Origin of the sequence: Blautia sp. HCP3S3_D9 (assembly GCF_052063845.1) — a bacterium.
Taxonomy (GTDB): Bacteria; Bacillota; Clostridia; order Lachnospirales; family Lachnospiraceae; genus Blautia_A.
In genome coordinates, this window is the sequence record NZ_JBQHWS010000265.1 from 1 (window position 1) to 1,552 (window position 1,552).

The window sequence follows — 1,552 nt, forward strand, 5'->3', positions numbered from 1 at the left end:
CTATACCCTTTTGACAGGGGTATCGAGGAGGATTATGGCTGTATGGGACAATTTTGGGGTTCATGGTTCAGTTTTTAATTCAGATACTGTTCCGTGAATAATTCAGGTATATTTATTTTTGGGCATTTTTGTAGCCTGGATACTTTGCGTTCTGGCAGTTCGTTACCAGTCTGTGAAAAAGCTGTCACAGGCAGAGGCAAGGCATAACCAGATTCTTCAAAGAGCCCTTATGCAGGCACATCAGGCCAGTTATGCTAAGCAGATTTTTCTGAATAATATGTCACATGATATCCGGACACCATTAAATGCAATCCTTGGGTTTATTGAGGTGAACCAGAGAAGCAAAGATGAAGAAAAAAATGCAGAAAATCGATTGAAAGCTGCTGGATGTGTGAAACAGTTACTGGAAATGATGGATAACCTGATAGAAATGGGTAAACTGGAAAATGGACAGGTACTTGATATGCATGAGAATGTGGACCTGAGACAGATTGTAAATTCCCTTGACCGGAATTTTAGGGAACAGTCCCAGAAATTTGGAATACATTTGATCCATAAAGCACCGGAAAATATTGAGACATGGCCGCATGTATATGGTAATACCACATGTATTCAGGAGGTTTTGCAGCACATTCTTGGAAATGCCATTAAGTATAACTGCCCAGAGGGGGAAGTATGCTGGCGGGATGAACTGAAAGTCATTTCAGAAGAACAGGTGGAATATATCTTTGAGGTTGTGGATACCGGAATTGGCATGAAGGAAGAGTTCATAAAACATATTTTTGAACCATTTTCCCAGGAAAGGTATGATGCCAGAACCACGTATAAAGGTTCCGGACTTGGAATGGCTATTGTGAAAATGCTTCTGGAGCAGATGAATGGTACAATCGAGATCACCAGCAAAGAAGGGAAAGGGACAACTGTAAATATCAGGATCCCGCTATCAGTTTATAAGGAAGAACCCATAAAACAGGAGCAAAAAGAAGAAAAAACGGAGTTTGTGGAAACAAATACGCCGGATCTTTCTGGAATTCATGTGCTGTTGGTGGAAGATAACGAACTAAATATTGAAATTGCAAAATTTATGCTGGAAGATGCCGGAGCTCTTGTGGAAGTTGCCATGGATGGTGAGCAGGCTGTATCCGCATATCTGGATGCAGACCCGGGAGAGTATGATGTGGTACTGATGGATATTATGATGCCGGTTATGGATGGATATATTATTGAGACATGACTGAGGAAGAAGGAGAACAGTTCGAGTATATGTATCGGCTGTTCTTTTTTTGTTTTCAGGCGTTAAAACGGTAATGTTTTTGATGACAAGTAAAATCAGTTTTGCTATAATTTCTATAAGAAAAGTCATACAAACAGATGAGGGAAAACTGGCGATTATCAGCGCTTGCTTCAATTGCGAATATCCGCTTGATTGTCGATCATGAAGCTAGAGCGTGTCTGAAAAATCATTCCCGCAATCTGCACGCCCCACTTTGCGGGATATTTCACCCGAATTCAGTTGCCGTAGCCCGCTACGGCGCCCTCATCCGGGCAAAAT

At 41.5% G+C, this 1,552-nt stretch carries 3 protein-coding genes; 2 read left to right on the forward strand and 1 reads right to left on the reverse strand.

Features of this window, described 5'->3' with window-relative positions; translation table 11 throughout:
- Positions 1–118: 118 nt before the first annotated feature.
- Positions 119–1,234, forward strand: a complete 1,116-nt coding sequence (locus tag ACTNES_RS20760; protein WP_300333561.1) for an ATP-binding response regulator — start codon at positions 119–121, stop codon at positions 1,232–1,234.
- A gap of 170 nt (positions 1,235–1,404) precedes the next feature.
- Here the strand turns inward: ACTNES_RS20760 and ACTNES_RS20765 are convergent, their stop codons facing one another.
- Positions 1,405–1,503, reverse strand: coding sequence for a DUF6783 domain-containing protein (locus ACTNES_RS20765; protein WP_441040564.1), 99 nt, complete (start codon positions 1,501–1,503; stop codon positions 1,405–1,407).
- Here ACTNES_RS20765 and ACTNES_RS20770 point away from each other — a divergent pair.
- Positions 1,495–1,552: DUF6783 domain-containing protein (locus ACTNES_RS20770; protein ID WP_441040565.1), on the forward strand; the 58-nt coding region annotated here is incomplete at its 3' end. The genes ACTNES_RS20765 and ACTNES_RS20770 overlap by 9 nt on opposite strands.